Source organism: Cupriavidus taiwanensis (assembly GCF_900249755.1).
Taxonomy (GTDB): Bacteria; Pseudomonadota; Gammaproteobacteria; order Burkholderiales; family Burkholderiaceae; genus Cupriavidus; species Cupriavidus taiwanensis_D.
In genome coordinates, this window is the sequence record NZ_LT976853.1 from 1,413,398 (window position 1) to 1,433,250 (window position 19,853).

The following is a 19,853-nucleotide window of genomic DNA, read 5'->3' on the forward strand; positions in this document are numbered from 1 at the left end:
CATGGGCGCGTGGTTCGACGCCAGGCAGGTGGCCGCGCTGGCCGGCAAGGAGTTTCGCGACCGGCTGCGCAACCGCTGGGTGCTGGCGGTGGCGGTGGTGTTCACCGCGCTGTCGCTGGCGATCGGCTACTTCGGCGGCGCGGAGCAGGGCGTGCTGGGGCCGCGCTCGCTGGAGTTCGTCATCACCAGCCTGGCCAGCCTGGTGATCTACCTGGTGCCGATGATCGCGCTGCTGCTCGGCTTCGACGCCGTGGTGGGCGAGCGCGAGCGCGGCTCGCTGGACCTGCTGCTGTCCCTGCCGCTGACGCGTGGCGAGCTGCTGCTGGGCAAGTATCTCGGCCTGGCCGCCGCGCTGGTGCTGGCCACCGCCGGCGGCTTTGCGCTGATGGCGCTGCTGCTGACGCGGCAGTTCGGCTGGGCGGGGCTGTATCACTACCTGGGTTTCGTCGCGAGCGCGGTGCTGCTCGGGCTGGCGTTCCTGAGCCTGGCGCTGTGGCTGTCGGTGCTGAGCCGCGACCGCGCGCAGGCATCTGGGCTGGCGATCGGGCTGTGGTTCTTCTTCGTGCTGGTGTTCGACCTGGTGCTGCTCGGCATGCTGGTCGCCGGCAGCGGCAGCGGCGACCAGCACGCCGCCACCGACTGGATCGCGTGGCTGCTGTTGCTCAACCCCGCCGACCTGTTCCGCATCGTCAATGCCTTTTCACTGGACCAGCTGCGCAGCGCCGCAGGCGTTGCCAGCATCGTGCCGCCCGCGCTGGCCAGCCCCTGGCTGAGCGGCGCCGCGCTGCTGGCGTGGATCGCCGCGCCGCTGGGCCTTGCCGCCAGGAGTTTCCGCTGATGTGTGCTCATTTCTCATGCCATCGCCGCCGGCTGTTGCTGACGCTTGCCGGCAGCGCCGTGCTGATCGCCGGTTGCGGCCGCAAGCCGGAAGCCGCGGCACAGCCGCAAGAATTCGACGTTGCCACCGCCTGCTCGCTCGACGGCATGCTGCTGGCCGACTACGCCGGGCCCAAGGCACAGGTGTTCTATGCCGGCGAGGCGCGCCCGCACTGGTTTTGCGATACGGTGGAGATGTTCGACGCGCTGCTAAGCCCGGAGCAGCAGCGGCCGGTGCGCGCGGCCTTCGTGCAGGACATGGCGCGCGCCGACTGGGAGCAGCCGCGCGGCCACTGGTTCGATGCCACCACCGGCATCTACGTGGCTGGCAGCCGACGGCACGGCTCGATGGGGCCGACGCTGGCGAGCTTCCGGACGGAAAGCGACGCGGCCGCCTTTGCCGCCCGCCATGGCGGGAAAGTGCTGCGCTACGCGGAAGTCACGCCGGAACTGGCCGACCTCAGCGGCGGCGCGATGCATGACAGCCGGATGTAGGCGGCTGCCATGCCGGCGGGCTCAGCGCCCGCCGTCATTGCTTCGGTGTGCGCCTCAGTTGCCGCTGCCCGACACCAGCCGGCGCTGGCGCACCGACTCGGCCAGGCCTTCGAGCACCTTGACCGAATCGTCCCAGCCGATGCAGGCATCGGTCACGGACTGGCCGTAGGTCAGTTCCTCGACCGGCTGGCCCTGCACGTGGTCCTGGCGGCCCGCCACCAGGTGCGATTCGACCATCACGCCGATGATGCGCTGGTCGCCGCCGGCGATCTGGCGGCCGATCTCGGCGCACACCGGGATCTGGTTCTCATGCTTCTTGCTGCTGTTGGCGTGCGAGGCGTCGATCATCAGGCGCGACGCCAGCCCGGACTTGGCGATGGCATCGCACGCTTCCTGCACGCTGGCGGCGTCGTAGTTGGGCGCCTTGCCGCCGCGCAGGATCACGTGGCAGTCCTCGTTGCCCGAGGTCGACACGATCGCCGAATGCCCGCCCTTGGTCACCGACAGGAAATGGTGCGGCTGCGACGCGGCCTTGATCGCGTCGACCGCGATCTTGACGTTGCCGTCGGTGCCGTTCTTGAAGCCCACCGGGCACGACAGTCCCGACGCCAGCTCGCGGTGCACCTGCGACTCGGTCGTGCGCGCGCCGATCGCGCCCCAGCTGACCAGGTCGGCGATGTACTGCGGGCTGATCATGTCGAGGTACTCGGTGCCGGTCGGCACGCCCATTTCGCTGATGGTCAGCAGCAGCTCGCGCGCGGTGCGCAGGCCGTCGTTGATCTTGAAGCTGCCGTCCATGTGCGGGTCGTTGATCAGCCCCTTCCAGCCCACGGTGGTGCGCGGTTTTTCGAAGTACACCCGCATCACCACCTCCAGCTCGCCGGCGAAGCGCTCGCGCTGCACCTTGAGCAGCTTGGCGTATTCGAGCGCGGCGCGGGTATCGTGGATCGAGCACGGGCCGATGATGACGATCAGGCGGTCATCCATGCCGTGCAGGATGCGGTGCATGGCCTGGCGCGCGCCGTAGATCACGTCCGATGCCTGTTCGGAGCAGCCGAACTCGCGGATCAGGTGCGCGGGCGGCAGCAGCTCCTTGAGTTCGCGAATGCGCAGGTCGTCGGTGTTCTTCAGCATGATGGCTCCAGGGTTCTTGTGAGGTCGTGAGTGTGTGGGGAAAACAAACAGGTATAAAAAAACCGCCAGGGTCGCTGGCGGTCTTTTTTGTATTCGGGGCGCTGCTTACAGCCGTCCCTCCCTATCCGCCAGCGGTGTGAGATCGCTAAAAAAGTAAAAGTAAAACTTAGCGGACATGGCGGGAAAGGGCGTTGGCTTGGGTCAGCTTGAAACGATTTTCTTCGCGGGCGCCGGATTTATGCTGCACTGCGTGGCAGAAAGGCAGGAAATTGCGCGCCGCTTGGTTAATTTTCGTTGCGCATCGGCTGCTTGCCGCGCGACGAAGCATCTTTATAGCGCCTTTTATCAGGGTTGGCAAGTGTCGTCGTCGCCATGCCGTGCCCTGGAACATTGGCTCTCCTCGCTTTCCCGCGCCGCCCGGGAAGCCGGGTGCCGCTGTCGCTTCCAGCTTTGCGCTGCTTATGCGGCGCCTATATTGGAAGCGGGGAGCAGTGCGCACGGGGAGGTGCATCATGAGCGTCGATGAAGCGAGGCTGAATGCCTTTATGGAAAAATTCGTCGGCGATATCGGCGCGGTGATGCATGCCGCGACCGTGGTCGTCGGCGATGAACTCGGGCTGTACAAGGCGCTGGCGGAAAAACCGATGACCGTCGCCGTGCTGGCGGCCAAGACCCATACCGACGAGCGCTACCTGCGCGAATGGCTGTCGGCGCAGGCGGCCAGCGGCTACGTCGACTATGACGCGGATTCCGCGCAGTTCAGCCTGAACGAGGAACAGGCCTATGCGCTGGCGCAGGAAGGCAGCCCGGCCTTTATCCCGGGCGCGTTCCAGATCGCCGTGGCGCAGTTCCGCGCGATTCCGAAGATGATCGACATCTTCCGCAATGGCCGCGGGCTGGGCTGGCATGAGCATGATCCCGCGCTGTTCCATGGCACCGAGCGTTTCTTCCGGCCGGGCTATGCGGCGCATTTGGTCTCCGAATGGATTCCCGCGCTCGACGGCATGGCGGCGCGGCTCACGGCGGGGGCCACGGTCGCCGACGTCGGCTGCGGCCATGGCGCGTCGACCATCATCATGGCGCAGGCGTTTCCGGCGTCGCGCTTTGTCGGCTTCGACTACCACGAGCCTTCGGTGCGCCATGCCGCCGAGGCCGCGCGCCGCGCCGGCGTGGCCGAGCGCGTGCGCTTCGAGGTGGCCAGCGCCAAGGACTATGGCGGCAGGGACTATGACCTGGTGGCGGTGTTCGACTGCCTGCACGACATGGGCGACCCGGTCGGCGCGGCGCGCCACGTGCGCGAGACCCTGCGCGCCGACGGCGCGTGGATGATCGTCGAGCCCTTTGCCAACGATGCGCTGGAGCAGAACCTGAACCCGGTGGGCCGGGTGTTCTATTCCGCGTCGACCTTCATCTGCACGCCGGCGTCGCGCTCGCAGGAAGTGGGCCTGTGCCTGGGCGCGCAGGCGGGCGAGGCGCGCATGCACGCGGTGGCGGAGCAGGCGGGTTTTCGCAGCTTCCGGCGGGCGGCGCAGACGCCGTTCAATCTGGTGTATGAGGTGCGGCCCTGAGGTGCGGCCTTGGGGGGGCGTCCTGGATGCTGATTGAGCGCTCCTCTCCCAGCAAGCGGGAGAGGGGAGCAAACCGCCTGATTAGACAGCGGCCTCAGGCAGTCCCGCCCACCGTCATATTCTCGATGCGCAGCGTCGGCTGGCCCACGCCCACCGGCACGCTCTGGCCTTCCTTGCCGCACACGCCGACGCCGGAATCGAGCCGCATGTCGTTGCCGATCATGGTCACGTCCTTGAGCGATTCCGGGCCGTTGCCGACCAGCGTCGCGCCCTTGACCGGGTAGGTGATCTTGCCGTCCTCGATCATGTAGGCCTCGCTGGCCGAGAACACGAACTTGCCGTTGGTGATGTCGACCTGGCCGCCGCCGAAATTAACCGCATACAGGCCGCGCTTGACGCTGGCGATGATCTCCTGCGGGTCCTTGTCGCCGTTGAGCATGTAGGTGTTGGTCATGCGCGGCATCGGCAGCGCGGCATAGCTTTCGCGGCGCGCGTTGCCGGTGACCGGCATCTTCATCAGGCGCGCGTTGAGCGTGTCCTGGATATAGCCGCGCAGGATGCCGTCCTCGATCAGCGTGGTGCACTGGGTCGGGTTGCCTTCGTCGTCGAGGTTGAGCGAGCCGCGGCGGTTGGCCAGCGTGCCGTCGTCGACCACGGTCACGCCCCGGGCCGCGACGCGTTCGCCCATGCGGCCGGCAAACGCCGACGAGCCCTTGCGGTTGAAGTCGCCCTCCAGCCCGTGGCCGACGGCTTCATGCAGCAGCACGCCGGGCCAGCCCGGGCCCAGCACCACGGTCATCGCGCCGGCCGGGGCCGGGCGCGCGTCCAGGTTGACCAGCGCCGACGACACCGCTTCGTCCACGTACTGCTGCAGCAGGTCGTCGGTGAAATAGCCATAGGCATAGCGGCCGCCGCCGCCCGACGAGCCGATCTCGCGGCGCCCGCCCTGTTCGGCGATCACCGTGACCGAGACCCGCACCAGCGGGCGCACGTCGGCGGCGATCACGCCATCGCTGCGCGCCACCAGCACCACGTCGTACTCGCCGGCCAGGCCTGCCATGACCTGGACCACGCGCGGGTCCTTGGCGCGCGCCATGCGTTCGATGCGCTCCAGCAGCGCGACCTTTTCCGCCGCGCTCATGGAGTCGAGCGGGTCGTTGGGGGTGTACAGGTTGCGCCCGGCGTGCGTGGCCAGCTCGCCGGCCACCTTGACCCGGCCGCTGCCGGCGCGGCCGATGGTGCGCGTCGCCGCGGCGGCCTGCGACAGCGCCGCCAGGCTGATGTCGTCCGAATAGGCAAAGGCGGTGCGGTCGCCCGAGACCGCGCGCACGCCCACGCCCTGGTCGATGCTGAAGCTGCCCGACTTGACGATGCCTTCCTCGAGGCTCCAGGCCTCGTTGCGGGTGTACTGGAAGTACAGGTCGGCGTAGTCGACCTTGTGCGTGAAGATATCGGCCAGCACGCGCTGGAGCCTGGCTTCGTCCAGGCCGTATGGCGCCAGCAGTAGTTGCTGCGCGGTGGCCAGGTTGCGGATTCCGAGATCGCCGGCGTTCATGAGAGGTCCTTTTTTTCCTTGGGCCGCGCGGGCTGGCCGGCGCGGCAGACAATCCTGTGGGCGGGGGCGCCATGGGCCCCCGCGCTTGCGTACATGCTACAGCACCCGGTGCCGCAGTGCCGGCAGGTTCTGCCGGACTTCCTCCAGCCGCGCCGGGTCGATCACGCCGCCGACCACGCCTTCGCCTTCGGGCAGCATCGCCAGCACTTCGCCCCACGGGTCGACCAGCATCGAATGGCCCCAGGTGCGGCGGCCGTTCTCGTGCTTGCCGCCCTGCGCCGCCGCCAGCACATAGCACTGGTTCTCGATGGCGCGGGCGCGCAGCAGGATTTCCCAGTGGGCCTGCCCGGTGGTGTAGGTGAAGGCGGCCGGCATCAGAATCAGGCTGGTGCCGCCGTCGGCGGCGAGGCCGCGGTACAGCTCCGGGAAGCGCAGGTCGTAGCACACCGACATCGCCACCCGGCCGCACGGCGCATCGAAGCTGACCGGCGTGCGCCCGGCCAGGATGGTGCGCGACTCGTCATAGCTTTCGGTGCCGCGGGTAAAGCCGAACAGGTGGATCTTGTCGTAGCGCGCGATGCGCTCGCCGCGCGGGTTGAACGCGAGCGAGGTGTTGTACACGCGCTGCGGGTCGTCGCACCACATCGGCAGCGTGCCGCCGACCAGCCAGATGCCATGGCGGCGCGCGGTGTCGGCCAGGAACTGCTGCACCGGGCCGTCGCCGTCGTGCTCGCGCACCGCGACCTTGTCGGATTCGGCGCGGCCCATGATGCAGAAATACTCGGGCAGCAGCACCAGTTCGGCACCGCCGGCGGCGGCCTCGGCGATGCGCGCCTCGGCGCGCGCCAGGTTGGCATCGAGCGAGGTGCCGGTCACGGTCTGGACCGCGGCAACGCGGAACGGGGCAGGGCTGGCTGGCTTGGCTGGGCTCATGGGGGCGGCATCTTCTTCTAGCGCGGGAAGGCCGGGTCCGCGCGGTTCTGGAAGGTCGGGCCTTGCGCCTTATTGTCCTCCACTTTGCCGACCTGTGGGTTGGCCCAGCTGCCCGAGATCCGGTAGTGCTGGGTGAACATCTTGGAGAACTCGTCGGCGAACAGCAGCTGCGCGGCGAGCGTGCCGATGCCCAGCGCCGGGTTGATGAAGGCCGCCGCGATCGAGGTGGTGGTGGCGTTGATGCGCGGCACCACCGCCACGTGCAGGTCCTGGGTCTCGCGCAGCAGATTGGCGGTGCCGCTCATGCTGGCGATGATCTGCGGGCTGCGCAGCTGGAAGTCCTGGATCGTGCCGACGCCGTTCTCGATGGTGCCGCTGCCGGTGATGCGGTCGAACAGCAGCCCGCGGCCCGACAGCGTGCGGAAGTCCAGCGTGGCAAAGCGCAGCAGGCCCTGCAGGCTGAGCACGCCCAGCAGGCGCGCCGCGCCCGGCTCGACGCTGAGGATCTGGCCGTTTTCCAGGTCCAGCGCCAGCTTGCCGGTCAGCGTGGGATAGTCGATCGACAGCGGCGAGCCGCGCCACGCCACGCGGCCCTCGAGCTTGCCCTTGCCGTCGCTGAGCGTATGCGGCAGCCCGAGCCGGTCCAGCGTCGCGCCGGCATCGCGCATGTCGATGGCGAAGGACAGCAGCGTGCGGCGCTCGGCGCTGGCATCCGCGCGCAGGCGGCGCGGCACGCGCCAGCTGCCGTTGCCGGTCAGGGTCGCGCCGGGCTGTTCGATCTGCAGCTTGTCCAGGGTCCAGACCGGGTCGGCGCCGCCAGCGCCGGTGTCGGTATGCGCCTTGACCTCGAGCTTGCCGAAGTCGTGGCCGCGCAGCATGAACTGGTCGGCGACCAGGTCGATCGCGGGCAAGGTGTCGATGCTGCTGGCCAGCGCATCGACCACGTTGTGCTCGTCGTTGGCATCGGGCACGTTCAGGCGCGCCAGCCGCAGCCGCAGCGAGCCGGCTGCCGACGGCCCGGCCGGGCGCCATTGCACCGCGCCGGCGATCTGGCGCGAGTCGACCTTTGCGTTCCAGCCGTCGGCTTCGCGGCTGGCGTCGAGCGCGACCTCGTCGAGCGTGCGGCCCATGCCGTGCAGCGTGCGCGCGCGCAGCGCGATGCGGTTCGGCAGGAACGGCGAGGGCGGCTCGGCCGCGCCCGCGCTGCCGGCGTTGCTGCCGCTGCCACCGCTGCCACCCGCAAAGGCCGCGCGCCAGGCATCGATATCGAGCTGGTCGAAGGTGGCCGCGGCACTGACGCCGGCCGCCGGCAGCGGCGCCGCCTGCTGCACGCCGATGCCGCCCGCGAGCACGTCGAAGCCGTTGCTGCCGTTGCCGCCGCCATCGCGGCGCAGCAGGTAGCGGGCGTTGAGCACATTGCCCAGCTGCACGGTCAGTTCGTCGGTGCCGGGGCGCGCATTGGCGGTGGTGGCCGGCCGCAGTTCCACGCGCAGCGGCAGCGCGGGCGCGGCTGCCTTGGCCAGCGGCGCCGGCAGCTGCAGCGCCATGCCGTTGAGCTCGGTGTTCAGCTGGAGCTGCAACTGCCGTTCGCGCACGCCGATCACCGCGCTGTAGCCGGTGGCGCCTTCCAGCCGCGCCGCCAGCGGCGCCAGCGCCGTGCCAGCGGCGGCCTCGCGCAGCCCGGCGGCGGAAGCCTGGCCGCTGGCGCTGACGCGCGTGGCGCCGTCCGGCTGGGTGCCGCCGGCCAGGCGCAGCTCGCCGCCGAGGAAACGGGCGCGCAGGTTCTCCAGCCCGAAGCCGTGCTCGTTGAAGGTGATGGTGCCGCTGGCATTGCCCAGCGCCGGCAGTTGCGGGTGGAGCACGACATCGTTGCCGGGAAAGCGGAAGCGGCCGTCGACCCTGGCCGCGTCGGCGTGCTCCAGCGGCATCTCGAGCCTGAGCTTCAGTTCGCCGTTGCCGCTGGCCTTGGCGGCGTCGGCCACGTGCGCGGTCCATTCGCGCACCGGCGAGGCGTTGATGTAGCGCACGAAGCCTTGCACCGGCCCGGTGGCGCTGCCGTCGATGGCGAGCTTGCCGCGCGGGCTCAGGTCGTCGATGCGGCCGCTGACATCGTGCAGCGTGACGCCGGCAATGTCCTGCACCGTGGCCCGGCGCGCCAGGAAGGTCATGCTGCCGCGGTCGAACACTACGCGCCCGGCGATATCCGTGAACACCGGCCATGACGCTGCGACGGCGGGGGTGCCGTGCGCCGCCGCGTGCGTGGCTTGCGGGGAGTCATGCGGCGCGATCTGGTAGCTGACGTGTTCGATCGGCACCTCGACGCGGAACTCGCCGGCCTTTTCGTGCGGCGCCTGGAACGGGAAGTGCGCCAGGTCGCCGCGCAGCACGAAGCTGACTCCCGCGGCTTCGCCGCCCGCCAGCGCGCCGGCCAGGTAGTGGCGGGTGGCGGCGGGAATATCCAGCGGCAGGTAGCGCGGCACGCGCGCCACCGTGGCGCGCGTCATCTCGCCGGCCAGGTCGGCGATGCCCGACTTGCCATCGCCGCCTTCGCGCCAGGTGCCGCGCACCGAGCCGGCGGCGTCGGCATTGGCAAAGCGCAGGTTGTCCAGCGTCACGGCGAGCTTGCCGTCGCGATGCTGCCAGCGCACGTCGCCGCCGATCTGGTCGAACGCCAGGCGCGGGTCTTCGAACAGCCCCGGCAGCATCAGCGCCGCGTCGTTGCCCTCGAAGCGTGCGGTGCCCTGCTGGTCGTCGAAGGCGAAGGTGCCGGACAGGCGCGAGAAGCCCGGCGTGCCCAGGCGCGCATGGCCGGCGGCGTCCTGCGCCGGCACGGCGGGCTGGCCGTTGACCGAGACTTCGCGCAGCGTGCCCTGGATGCTGTAGTGCGGCTTGCCGCTGCCGCGCTCGAGCATGCCGGCGCGCGCGCGGGTCCAGCTGACATTGAGGTTGTCGAGGTGGCCGGCCGGCTGCAGCGCGCGCAGCTTGCGCAGCACCGCGGTGTCGATCGGCATCGACGCAGCCACCGCGCGCACCGTGTTCAGGTCCAGCGTCGGCGCTTTCAGCGAGAACTGGCTCAGGGTGCCGTCCTTGGCCCGGGCCCAGCCGATGGCGACCTTGCGCATGCCTTCGCGCCAGCTGCCGTCGGCCACCGCAGGCGCGTGGCTGTCGTCGGGCACGGCCGGCTGCTGGGCCTGCAGCGGCTGCCACAGCAGCGTGTCGACGGTCAGCAGGTTGCTGCCGTCGCGCTCGGTTCGGTGCAGCAGCAGCGCCTGCGCATTGGCCAGCCGCAGCGGCGCGGCCGCGCCGGCCAGCTGCAGGTCGACGCCGCTGGCGCGCAGCCGGGTCTGGCTGCGCACGATGCGCCCCTGGCGGAATTCGATGCTGCCGTCGGTGCTGAAGGTGCCGCTGGCGACCCGCTCGAATATCGCCAGGTAGCGCTGCAGCACCGGCAGCTGCAGCTGGCCGAGGTCCCAGGTGGCCTGGCCGGCCCAGTGGCGCCAGTTGCCGGCGCTGTGCAGGTAGTCGTCGCGGAAGGTGGAGCGCACCTCCAGCGGGCGCGGGCCCAGTGCCGGCGAGCGCGCTTCGAGGTGGAAGCTGTGGCGCGCGCCGTCGCGGCGCGTGTCGAGGCGGATCTCGCCGATGTCGAGCTGGGGCAGGCGCGCCTTTTCGTCGAGCCAGCGCAGCTTGCCGTCGGACAGCGCCACTCGCCCCTGCGACATCAGCCAGCCCAGGAAGCGGTCGTCGTCCTGCTGGCCGCCGGTGGCGTCGACCACCATGCCGGCGACCAGCAGCCGGCCCTCGGGGGTGCGGCGCACCAGGATGTCGGTGCCGGCGGCGCTGAGGCTGACAAACTGCAGGTTCATGCTGATGAGCGAACGCCACGCCAGCTTGCCGTCGAGCGTGGCGGTCGACAGCAGCGCGCGCTGCTGGGCGTCGATCGCGCTCAGGCCGCGGGCGCGGAAGGCGGGATGCCAGCCGTCCCAGTACGTCTCCAGCGAACCGATGCTGACCTGCGCCGACAGCGCCTGCGAGCCGCGCTGTTCCAGCCACTCGCGCGCGGCGGCGGCCTGCGGCCACAGCACGAAGCGGATCAGCAGACCCGCCGCCAGCGCCAGCACGGCCAGCACCAGCGCCAGCCGCACCAGCGCGCGGCCCAGGCCGCGCCAGAACGGATGGCGCACGCCCGCCGCGGCGGCGCGGGCACCGGCGCGGCCCCATGCCGCGGCACGCGCCCAGGCGGAGGGCCGGCGCGGGGCGTCAGCGGTTTCGGGGGTTTCGATGCCGAGGGAGCCGGTGGGCCGGGCCGGCAGCATGGTGGCGGCCTCGTGCCCGCCCGCGCCGCCATTGGGGGGAGAACCGTGAGCGGGTTGTGGGGCGCGGCTGGACATGCGCAGATTATCCGACAATACTAGCCGCTCTCCAATCTGGTGCCCGGCCGGCTGATACAAGTATGCGCAAGCTGCGCGCACCGCAGCGGCGATGGCGCGTCCGCGGCGCGAGCGGCAGGGCGCAGGCAGCGGGATGCCCCTGGCCGCACCTTTCTCGCATTTCAAATACTGGAATGACTGCCTCTGATCCGACGAGTTCCGCCGCCGGCGGCGCTGCAGACCAACATGGCGCGCGCGCCACGCCGGAAGCCGCCCACGCGGCGTCCGCCGCACCGGGGCAGGGCCCCGGCACCATGGCTGCCGGCGCCTTTGCCGTCACCGCGGCGCAGGCGCTGCCGCCGCACGGCGAAGGCGCCCGGGCAGGCGGCGACGTATTGTACTCGGCCGCGTACTCTCACTACGCACGGCGCGTGCTGCAGGCCCGCCCCGACCTGCCGGAGATACTGGCCGCCGCGGTGGCGCAGCCGCTCACGCGCGCCTGGATGGCGGCGCGGCTGCAGGCGCTGCACACACCGTCGGCCGACGCCGAAGACGCCGCCAAGCGCGCGCTGCGCCGACTGCGCGCCGAGGTCATGTGCGCGGTGATCGAGCGCGACCTGCGCGGCCTGGCGACGCTGGGCGAGGTCACCGGCGCCATGACCGACCTGGCCGAACTGGCGATCCAGCATGGCCTGGCGATGCTCGGCGACGATCTTGCCGCCACCTTCGGCCGCCCGGTCGGCGCGCACAGCGGCGAGGTGCAGGAACTGGTGGTGGTGGGCATGGGCAAGCTGGGCGGGCGCGAGCTCAATGTCTCGTCCGACATCGACCTGATCTTCCTCTACGACGAAGACGGCGAAACCCAGGGCGGGCCGCGCACCCTGTCCAACCACGAGTACTTCATCCGCCTGGGCCGCCGGCTGATCAACCTGCTGGCCGACGTGACCGCCGACGGCTACGTGTTCCGCGTCGACATGCGGCTGCGCCCCAATGGCGATGCCGGCCCGCTGGCGTGCAGCCTGGGCATGCTCGAGGAATACCTGGTAGTGCAGGGCCGCGAGTGGGAGCGCTATGCCTGGATCAAGGGCCGCGTGGTGTCGGCGCTGGACTCGCCCCATGCGCAGCGTACCGCCGGCCTGCTGGCGCGGCTGACCACGCCGTTCGTGTTCCGGCGCTACCTGGACTACGGCGTGATCGCGGCGATCCGCTCGCTGCACGCGCAGATCCGCAGCGAGGCCGCCAAGCGCAGCGGCGGGCTGGCGGGGCATGGAGTCAACCAGCGCTCGTTCAATATCAAGCTGGGCCGCGGCGGCATCCGCGAGATCGAATTCATGGCGCAGGTGTTCCAGCTGATCCGCGGCGGACAGGACCCCGCGCTGCGCATCCGGCCGACGCTTGAGGTGCTGGCGGTGGCGGTCGAGCGGGGCCTGCTGCCGGCCGGCCAGGCCGCGCAGCTGGGCGACGCCTATCGTTTCCTGCGCCAGCTCGAACACCGGCTGCAATACCGCGACGACGCCCAGACCCACCACCTGCCGACGTCACCGGACGAGCAGCAGGCGGTGGCGCAGATGATGGGTTGCGCCGACTGGCCGGCATTGCTGGCGCGGCTGGCCGAGTTGCAGGAGCCGGTCGCGCAGCAGTTCGAGGCCACCTTCTCCGACCCGGATGCCGGCCCCTGCGAGGCCCTGTGGCCGGACATCGTGATCCACGACAGCGCCGCGCGCGCGCAGGACAACCCGCGCCAGGACGCGCAGCAAGGCGAAGCCGACAGCGCGGTGCCGTGCCAGCGGCTGCAGGCCGCCGGCTTTACCGACTGCAATGCGCTGCTGGACCGCCTGCGCGCGATCGCGGCGTCGCTGCGCTACCGCGCGCTGTCCGAATCCAGCCGCGCGCGCTTCGACCAGCTGGTCAACCGCGCGCTCGACCTCGCCGCGCGCCAGGACGATCCCGACAGCACCATCGGCCGCTTTATCGATTTCCTCGAAGCGATCAGCCGCCGCGCCTCGTACCTGTCGCTGTTGTCGGAGTACCCGCAGGCGATGGACCGCGTTGCGCAGACGCTGCATGCCTCGCGCTGGGCCGCGGCCTACCTGACGCGCCATCCGCAACTGCTCGACGAGCTGCTCGACAGCGACGCGCTGGCCGGCGCGCCCGACTGGGCCGCGTTCCGCAAGCGCCTGCATGAGCGGCTGCTGGCTGCGGAAGGCCAGGTCGAGCAGCAGATGGACATCCTGCGCCGCGAGCACCATGCCGAGACCTTCCGCGTGCTGCTGCAGGACCTGCAGGGCATGCTGACGGTGGAGCAGGTGGCCGACCGCCTGTCGGACCTGGCCGATGCCATGCTCGACGCGACGCTGGAAACGGTCTGGCGCCAGCTGGCCACGCGCCACCGCGAGGTGCCGCGCTTCGCCGTGATCGCGTATGGGCGGCTGGGCGGCAAGGAGCTGGGCTATGCCTCGGACCTGGACATCATCTTCCTGTACGACGACGAGCACGAGCGCGCCCCCGAGGTCTATGCCGCGTATGCGCGCCGGCTGATCACCTGGCTGACCAGCCATACCGCGGCCGGCGCGCTGTTCGACGTCGACACGCGGCTGCGCCCCAATGGCGCGGCCGGCCTGCTGGTGACCAGCTTCGACGCGTTCCGCCGCTACCAGCTGCGCGAGGGCGACAACACCGCCTGGGTCTGGGAACACCAGGCGCTGACGCGCGCGCGCTTCTGCGCCGGCGATGCCGCCATCGGCGCGCGCTTCGAGGCGCTGCGCGGCGAGGTGCTGTGCCACGAGCGCGACGCCGCGGCACTGCGTGGCGAGATCGCGCAGATGCGCCGCAAGGTGGCCGAAGGCCATCCCAACCCGACCGACCTGTTCGACCTGAAGCACGACCGCGGCGGCATGGTCGATATCGAATTCACGGTGCAGTACCTGGTGCTGCTGCACAGCCGCGCCCATCCGCAGCTGACGCGCAACGCCGGCAATATCGCGCTGCTGCGCGAAGCCGGCGCGCTGGGCCTGATCGATGCCACGCTGGCGCTGGCAGTGGGCGACGCCTACCGGCTGTTCCGCGCGCGCCAGCACCAGCTGCGCCTCGACGGCCAGGCCCACGCGCGCGTGGCGCCGGCGTCGATGGCCGACCAGACCGCGGCGGTGCGCACGCTGTGGCGCGCCGTGTTCGGTGAGGACTGACGCCGCCGGCCTGCCGGCGCCGGCGGGCGCATCGTGGCCGGGGCTGCTGGCGGCGCTGGCGCTGGTGTGGGCGCTGTCGGCGGCCTTCACCTTCCTGCCCTGGTGGCACGCGCATGGCCTGTACCTGCGCGACGCGGTGCTGCACGACAGGCAGTGGTGGCGCCTGGCCACGGCGATGTGGGTGCACCTGGACGGGCATCACTGGCTGGCCGACATGCTTGCCGCCACCGGCGTGCTGGCGATCTGCGCGCGCGTGGCGCGGGCGCGCAGCCTGTTGCTGGTGCTGGTGGCGTGCGGCATCGCGGTGCAGCTGGTGCTGCTGCGGGTGCCGGCGATTGCCTGGTACGGCGGGCTCTCGGGCGCGCTGCACGGGCTGGCGCTGTGGGGCGCGCTGGGGCTGCTGCGCATGCCGGGACTGGCGCGTGCCACCGGCGTGCTGCTGTGCCTGGGCGTGCTGGCCAAGGTCTGGGTGGAACAGTCGTGGCTGGCGCCGGTGGTGTTCGACCCGGCGTGGGGCTTCGGCGTGGTGCGCGTGGCGCACGCGGCCGGCGCGGTGGCCGGCCTGCTGTGCTGGGTCCTGCAGGAGTGGTGGCTGGCGCGGCGGCCGGCGCGCAACGGCGCTGGCGCCGCCTGAGTGCTAGCCGCGGCGCCGCAGCGCGAAGCCGGACAGGCCCGCCACGGCGAGCAGCATCGCGCTCCACAGCGGCACCGCGCCGCCGCCACCGCCGTCGTCCGCAGCCGGCGCCGGCGCGGGCTGCGCCGGCGGCATGCCCACCGCGGTCAGCAGCGCGCCGTCGGCATCGAGCATGCCCGCGCCGCACACGCCCTGGTTGGTGGTGCAGAAGGTGCCGGACGGATGCGGACGCGCCGAACTCTTCAGCGCCGCGGTGACCTGCGCCGGCGTCAGCGAGCCGTTCAGCGTGAACATCATCGACACCACGCCCGAGACCATCGGCGCGGCGAAACTGGTGCCCGCGGACGATGCCACCACGTAGTTGCCGAGCGCGGTCTTGCCGTCGTTGCTGAGCGTGCGGATCACCGAGGGCGTGACCGTGCAGCGGCCGTCGACCACCTGCGAGTTGCCGCAGCCCCCGCCCGGCGCGCTGATCGCCACCTGCGGGCCGACGTTGGCATAGCTGGCGTTCTCGCCGCCGTTGGCATGGGCCGTGACCGCGATCACGCCGCTGCAGTCGCCCGGCGCTTCGACCGCGCCGCGGTTGTTGCCGGCCGCGGCCACCACCACCACGCCGCGCGCATTGAGGTCGTTGACGGCCTGCTGTTCGATGCTGCTGCAGGTGCCGCCGCCCAGGCTGATATTGACCACGCGCGCCGGCGTCGGATTGTCCGGCACGTTGGGGACCGGCAGCCCGCCGGCCCAGCGCATGCCGTCGACGGTGTCGGACAGCAGCGCGCCGCAGCGTCCCGAGACCCGCACCGGCAGGATGCGCGCATTCCAGTCCACCCCCGCGATGTCGCGCGCGTTGCCGGTCAGCGCCCCCAGCACGCCGGCCACGCGCGTGCCGTGCCAGCTGTTGTTGGTGGGCTCGGTGGTGGGCGTGCTGCTGCCCGGGCAGGTGAAGCCGGCCGGCAGGTTGTCGCCGGCATCGGTCGGGTCGCCGTCGCGGCCGTCGCCGTCGTTGGAGACCGTGGTGGTGCTGATGAAGTCAAAGCCGGACAGCAGCCGTCCCTGCAGGTCGGGGTGGGGCAGGATGCCGGTGTCGACCACCGCCACCACCATGCCTGTGCTGCCGCGGGTGCGGTCCCACGCGCGCGGCAGGTTGACGCCGCCGACGGCGGTGCCGGTGCCCTTCAGGTAGGGCTGGTTGACCTGGAACTCGGGATCGTCGGGCAGGGTGTCGTGCAGCCGCAGCCAGCGGTCGGGCACGGCATCGGCGACGCGCGGGTCCTGGCGCAGCCGTGCCGCCGCGGCTTCGGGGTCGGCGGCGAAGGCGTCGGCGACTTGCAGCAGTTGCAGGTTGCCGCCCATGGCGCGGCGTGCCGAGACCGCGATGCCGGTGCGTTCGCTCAGCTGCTTCAGGGCTTCGGCGGCGGCGGGCGACTTGGCGCTGCCGTTGCCGTCGACCGCGGTGGTGCCGTCGCGCCAGCGCACGATGATGTGGCCAGTATAGGCTGGCGCGGACTGCGCGCCCGCTGCGAGCGCCGCGCCGGTCGGGACCGCGCCGCACGCAGCGGCGGCGGCCAGGGCGAGGGCCCGCCAGCGGCGGCCCGCGAAGCTGCGGCAAGAAACGGACAGCGTGGAAAGCACGGGCAACGCGGACAGCGCGGATTGCGGCATGGATGTCTCCTCCCTGGGGCGTAGCGCGCTCGGGCCGGGCCGGCGCGTGGGCATCTTATGTAGCGAATACGATCCCGCCGGCTTGTGCAAGGGCGGCTTTGGGGTCGTTCGCGTGCGTTAATGCGGCATTCCGTACAGATGCAATCGCGTCCTAGCGCGCCGGCATGTCGCGGCTGGTGGGGATATTGCGGCTGGGCTTGAGCAGCCGGTCGGGTTCGGCGGTGTCGATGCGCGGCGTAGCGCGCAGCGTGTCGACGGCCTGGTCGAGGGTGGCATCGGCCGACGGCGAGATCGCCGTGACCAGCCAGACCCCGCCCGACATCGGCCGCTTGACCACGTAGCGGATCGGGCCCTTGATCTCGGCCAGCAGCTTGCCGGCGTCTTCGGACATGTCCACCGCGGGCGGCTTGAAGCGGACCATGATGTCGCCGAGCGCACGGTCGTCGGTGATGCTGCCCGGCGGCGGCGCCGAGGCCTTGGGCTGGGCCTGGCAGGCGGACAGTGCCAGCAGTGCGGCCGAGGCGGCGGTGGCGACGGCCAGCAGGGCGCGCAGCGAGGCGCGCTGGCGGGGCCGGTGGCCGGTGGGCGCTGGGCGGGTCATGGGGAAGCTCCTGTCAATGGATGGGATTGGCGCGCGATGCAACGCAATGCCGCGCAATGTGGCGCGACGTCAGCCGGCGGCGGCGCGGCGGCTGCGCTTGCCGTCCTTGCCCGCGCGCGCGGGCTGGCCGGCGCCGCTGTCGGCCATGCCCTGCGCCAGCATCTCCTGCGCATGCTGCAGCGTGGTGGCCGTGACGGTGGCGCCGCCCAGCATGCGCGCGGTCTCGACCACGCGGCCGGCCGGGTCCAGCACGCGGATACGCGAACGCGTCACCGACGCGTCGGCCTCGGCCGTGGTTTCCTTGCTGACCAGCAGGTGGGTGCCGGCCTGCGCCGCCACTTGCGGCAGGTGAGTCACGCACAGCACCTGGCGCGCGCGGCCCAGTTCCTGCAGGCGCCGGCCCACCACCTCGGCGACCGCGCCGCCGATGCCGGTATCGACTTCGTCGAAGATCAGCGTGGGCGTGGGCGAGGCCTCGCTGGTGATCACCGAGATCGCCAGGCTGATGCGCGCGAGCTCGCCGCCGGAAGCCACCCGGGCCAGCGGCCGCGCGCTCACGCCGGCGTGGCCGGCAACCAGGAATTCGACCTGCTCGAGGCCGTAGCTCTGACCTTCGTCGAGCGCATTGAGCGCCGCGACGAAGCTGCCGCCCGCCATCGACAGGCCCTGCATGGCCTCGGTGACGGCTGCGGACAGTGCCTGCGCGGCTTGCTTGCGCGCGTGGCTGAGGTGCTGCGCCAGCGTCAGGTAGGCGGCCTTGGCCGCGGCCTCGCGCGCCATCACCTTGTTCAGGTCCTGCGCGGCCTGCAGGTCATCGAGCTGCTGGCGGCGCGCGATCAGTTCGTCGGGCAGCTGCTCGGGCGGCAGGCGGTACTTGCGCGCGGTGGCGTGCAGCGCCTGCATGCGTTCTTCCACCGCCTGCAACCGCTCGGGGTCGAGTTCGAGCCGGTCGACATAGCGCGTCAGTGAATGCGCGGCTTCCTCGGCCTGCACCTGCGCCGGCTCGAGCGCGGCCAGCACGTCGCGCAGCGCGGGATCGACATCGGCCAGTTGCTGCAGCTTGTGCACGATGCCGTTGAGCGCCGACAGCACCGACCCGTCGGCCTCGGACAGCGCTTCGAGCGCGGCGCGGCTGCCGTCGATCAGGCCGGCGGCATGCGAGAGCCGGTTGTACTCCGACTGGATCTCTTCCCACTCGCCCGGCTGCGGGTTGAGCTTGTCGAGCTCGCCCACCTGCCATTCGAGCCGCTCGCGCTCCAGCTGCATCTCGCGCGATTGTTGCTCGACCGCTTCGCGCTGGCGCACGCAGGCACGCCAGGCGCGCCAGGCCTCGGCCACCGCAGCGGCCTGCTGCGTCAGGCCGGCGTGGGCGTCGAACAGCAGCCGCTGGGCATCGGGGCGCAGCAGTTGCTGGTGCGCATGCTGACCATGGATGTCGACCAGCTGGTCGCCCACTTCGCGCAGCTGCGCCAGCGTGGCGGCGGCGCCGTTGATAAAGGCCTTGCTGCGGCCGCCGGCATCGACGGTGCGGCGCAGCAGCACGGTCGGCACGCCGCCGTCGTCTTCGCTGTTGAGCTCGCGCTCGGCCAGCCAGGCATCGAGCGCGGGATGGGTCGAGAACGTAGCGCTGACGCTGGCGCGCGGCGCGCCTTCGCGCACCACGCCGGCATCGGCGCGCTCGCCCAGCACCAGCGCCAGGGCGTCGATCAGGATCGACTTGCCGGCGCCGGTCTCGCCGGTGAAGACGGTAAAGCCGGAGGCGAAGTCCAGGTCGAGGGTGTCGACGATGACGAAATCACGGATGGACAGGCTGCGCAGCATCGTGGCGGGAAGGGTGGTCGGTCCGATAACGGTCGGGCTCGGGCTGAGGGGCGGCTGGATGACGCTCGGAGGCGGCTCGGAGGCGGCTCAAAGGCGATTGTCTTCGGACGGGTATTCGTGCCAGTGCAGCTTCTTGCGCAGCGTGGCGTAGTAGTTGTAGCCCACCGGGTGCAGCAGGTTGATGGTCTTCTCCGAGCGCCGCACCACGATGCGGTCGCCCGGCAGGAGCGAGGTCAGCGACTGCATGTCGAAGTTGACGCTGGCATCGCGCGCGCTGGCCACCTCGATGGTGACCTCGGCGTCGTGCGGCAGCACGATCGGCCGGTTCGACAGCGCGTGCGGGGCGATCGGCACCAGCACCACGCCCGACAGCGTCGGATGCAGGATCGGGCCGCCGGCCGACAGCGCGTAGGCGGTCGAGCCGGTGGCGGTCGACACGATCAGGCCGTCGGAACGCTGGTTGTACATGAAGTGCCCGTCGACCGAAACCGCCAGCTCGACCATGCCGGAAATGCCGGAGCGGTTCACCACCACATCGTTGAGCGCCAGCGCGGCGAAGATGTCCATGTCGTCGCGCACCACGCGCGAGGCCAGCAGCAGCCGGGTCTCGGATTCGTAGCGGCCGTCGAGCATGTCGGGCAGCACGGTGTGCGCGTCTTCCAGCGCAATATCGGTCATGAAGCCGAGCCGCCCGTGGTTCACCCCGATCAAGGGCACGTCATAGCCGGCGAGCTGGCGCGCGATGCCCAGCAGCGTGCCGTCGCCGCCCAGCACCACGGCCACGTCGGCCTGCCTGCCGATCTCTTCGGCGGACAGCGCGGGGTAGGCGGTCAGCCCGGTGGCAAGCGCGGTCTCGCGCTCGAACACCACGTCCTGGCCGTTGCGCAGGATGTAGGAGGCGATCTCCTCCAGCGGCCCTTCGATGCCGGCGGTGGAGTACCGGCCCACCAGGGCGACGGTCTTGAATGGAGTGCGCACGGCGCTGGCTTTGGGTGGGGCGGACATGCCGGGATTAGACCATA

The 19,853-nt window shown here is 71.1% G+C and carries 14 protein-coding genes; 5 read left to right on the forward strand and 9 right to left on the reverse strand.

Annotated elements, in window-relative coordinates; genetic code table 11:
- Position 1: 1 nt before the first annotated feature.
- The gene (locus CBM2594_RS06490) at positions 2–838 is read left to right on the forward strand and encodes an ABC transporter permease (RefSeq protein WP_116356113.1); all 837 of its coding nucleotides are present in this window, start codon (positions 2–4) and stop codon (positions 836–838) included.
- Positions 838–1,371 carry a nitrous oxide reductase accessory protein NosL gene (locus CBM2594_RS06495; RefSeq protein WP_116356114.1) on the forward strand — a complete coding sequence of 178 codons (534 nt, stop codon included), beginning with the start codon at positions 838–840 and terminating at the stop codon, positions 1,369–1,371. The genes CBM2594_RS06490 and CBM2594_RS06495 overlap by 1 nt, the downstream gene beginning before the upstream one ends.
- 54 nt (positions 1,372–1,425) lie before the next feature.
- Here CBM2594_RS06495 and aroG read toward each other — a convergent pair whose 3' ends face one another.
- A complete protein-coding gene (gene aroG, locus CBM2594_RS06500; protein WP_174078568.1) occupies positions 1,426–2,505 on the reverse strand; it encodes a 3-deoxy-7-phosphoheptulonate synthase AroG in 1,080 nt (359 codons plus the stop codon).
- 166 nt (positions 2,506–2,671) lie between these two features.
- Complete coding sequence (locus tag CBM2594_RS06505) at positions 2,672–2,896, reverse strand: hypothetical protein (RefSeq protein WP_147310410.1); 225 nt, start codon at positions 2,894–2,896, stop codon at positions 2,672–2,674.
- A gap of 121 nt (positions 2,897–3,017) precedes the next feature.
- Here CBM2594_RS06505 and CBM2594_RS06510 point away from each other — a divergent pair, with 121 nt between their 5' ends.
- Positions 3,018–4,073 (forward strand): class I SAM-dependent methyltransferase, encoded by a 1,056-nt coding sequence (locus tag CBM2594_RS06510; protein WP_116356116.1) that lies wholly within the window; start codon positions 3,018–3,020, stop codon positions 4,071–4,073.
- Positions 4,074–4,167: 94 nt separating this feature from the next.
- Here the strand turns inward: CBM2594_RS06510 and tldD are convergent, their stop codons facing one another.
- From tldD to CBM2594_RS06525, 3 genes are all read right to left on the reverse strand, one after another.
- The gene (tldD, locus tag CBM2594_RS06515; protein WP_116356117.1) at positions 4,168–5,628 is read right to left on the reverse strand and encodes a metalloprotease TldD; all 1,461 of its coding nucleotides are present in this window, start codon (positions 5,626–5,628) and stop codon (positions 4,168–4,170) included.
- 96 nt (positions 5,629–5,724) lie between these two features.
- Positions 5,725–6,561: a carbon-nitrogen hydrolase family protein gene (locus tag CBM2594_RS06520; protein ID WP_116356118.1), complete on the reverse strand. Its 837-nt coding sequence runs from the start codon at positions 6,559–6,561 to the stop codon at positions 5,725–5,727.
- Positions 6,562–6,578: 17 nt separating this feature from the next.
- On the reverse strand, positions 6,579–10,949 hold the full coding sequence (locus CBM2594_RS06525) for a YhdP family protein (protein WP_198048103.1): 4,371 nt from the start codon (positions 10,947–10,949) through the stop codon (positions 6,579–6,581).
- Positions 10,950–11,122: 173 nt separating this feature from the next.
- On the opposite strand from CBM2594_RS06525, the gene glnE reads away from it, so the two are divergent.
- Together glnE and rrtA are read left to right on the forward strand one after the other, a co-directional pair.
- On the forward strand, positions 11,123–14,113 hold the full coding sequence (gene glnE, locus CBM2594_RS06530) for a bifunctional [glutamate--ammonia ligase]-adenylyl-L-tyrosine phosphorylase/[glutamate--ammonia-ligase] adenylyltransferase (protein WP_116356119.1): 2,991 nt from the start codon (positions 11,123–11,125) through the stop codon (positions 14,111–14,113).
- Positions 14,103–14,747, forward strand: coding sequence for a rhombosortase (rrtA, locus tag CBM2594_RS06535; RefSeq protein ID WP_116356120.1), 645 nt, complete (start codon positions 14,103–14,105; stop codon positions 14,745–14,747). Before glnE ends, rrtA begins: the two co-directional genes overlap by 11 nt.
- A gap of 3 nt (positions 14,748–14,750) precedes the next feature.
- Here rrtA and mprA read toward each other — a convergent pair whose 3' ends face one another.
- The 4 genes from mprA to CBM2594_RS06555 form a co-directional block, all read right to left on the reverse strand.
- Positions 14,751–16,409, reverse strand: coding sequence for an MprA protease, GlyGly-CTERM protein-sorting domain-containing form (gene mprA, locus CBM2594_RS06540; protein WP_116356121.1), 1,659 nt, complete (start codon positions 16,407–16,409; stop codon positions 14,751–14,753).
- 151 nt (positions 16,410–16,560) lie between these two features.
- On the reverse strand, positions 16,561–17,010 hold the full coding sequence (locus CBM2594_RS06545; protein WP_116356122.1) for a hypothetical protein: 450 nt from the start codon (positions 17,008–17,010) through the stop codon (positions 16,561–16,563).
- A gap of 69 nt (positions 17,011–17,079) precedes the next feature.
- Positions 17,080–18,831: a DNA repair protein RecN gene (recN, locus tag CBM2594_RS06550; protein ID WP_116356123.1), complete on the reverse strand. Its 1,752-nt coding sequence runs from the start codon at positions 18,829–18,831 to the stop codon at positions 17,080–17,082.
- A gap of 87 nt (positions 18,832–18,918) precedes the next feature.
- Positions 18,919–19,836 carry an NAD kinase gene (locus CBM2594_RS06555; RefSeq protein WP_116356124.1) on the reverse strand — a complete coding sequence of 306 codons (918 nt, stop codon included), beginning with the start codon at positions 19,834–19,836 and terminating at the stop codon, positions 18,919–18,921.
- Positions 19,837–19,853: the final 17 nt, after the last annotated feature.